The 928-nt window shown below is 46.8% G+C and carries 1 protein-coding gene and 1 pseudogene; both read left to right on the top strand.

What is annotated here, in order from left to right:
* A partial coding sequence (locus tag BCU91_RS06100) for a VPA1267 family protein (protein ID WP_198590442.1) occupies nt 1–369 on the top strand: 369 nt, incomplete at its 5' end.
* Nucleotides 366–928, top strand: a pseudogene (locus tag BCU91_RS06095) (AAA family ATPase); the annotation flags it as partial. The gene BCU91_RS06100 and the pseudogene BCU91_RS06095, both read left to right, overlap by 4 nt.

Genomic DNA, 928 nt, shown 5'->3' with positions numbered 1-928 from the left:
GACGATGAGTTTAAACAAATCGTGTTTAGAGGTCAGCTTAATCGCATTGAAGTGGCAAAGGGTATTGGTTGTGGAAAATCGGCTTTAAACCAAAATCCTGCCCTCAAGAAAGCACTCAAAGCCTTAGAAGATGAGCTGCGCGGTAAAGGTGTCCTGCCACCGTTGACCGCCGTTGCCAAGAAGAATGAGGGCAAACCTCAAGCCTACGACAACACAGCAAATCGAAAGCTACTCGATTCAAAGCGGGTGTCGTCATTAGAAGCTGAGAATATTGAATTGAAAGCCAAGGTCAAGGAGCTTGAAAAGCGACTTGAACGCTTTGGTGAGCTATCGAAAACCTTATCCGAAATGGGGTTGATGCCACGATGAATACCGCTTTGCATGAAGACCAAATGCGTGTCACCAGTATCCCTTATCACTCGACCAAGATGGTGATATTCAGCGGTGTACCGCTGGCGAAAGACTCTTACAAAACCAATAGTGGGAAGTATTACGTCACCATCAAAGCCGACCCCGATAGCATCCCTGTACTTCCAACGCTGGGTCAGCATTGGTCAGTCAGAGGTGCTCGACAGATAGAAAATATGGAGATGGGTGATTATGTAATGCAGCAGCACACGTATGAATCACCCAAGCATATTGAATGCACTTTACCCGAAACAGGTGAGCAACTGATACGATTTATCGCCAGAGAAAGTGACTTCAAGGGTATTGGCGAAAGCAAAGCTAGAGCGCTCTGGCAGCTCTTGGGTAAAGACTTCCATGCCACACTGAGAAATGACACTCCAGAGTCCAGAAAGCGTCTGACATCGATTTTGAGTGAAGATTCTGTGAGAGCGCTCTTTAAGGGGTACGCCAAATATAAAAATCTGGCGTATTGCAACTGGATGAGTGAGCACAACATTCCCGCCAGTGTGCAGCAACGACT

It is taken from the genome of Shewanella sp. 10N.286.52.B9, from assembly GCF_002873635.1.
Classification (GTDB): Bacteria; Pseudomonadota; Gammaproteobacteria; order Enterobacterales; family Shewanellaceae; genus Shewanella.
Note: the sequence above shows the minus strand (reverse complement) of the source record. Positions and strands in the feature narration are given on the sequence as shown.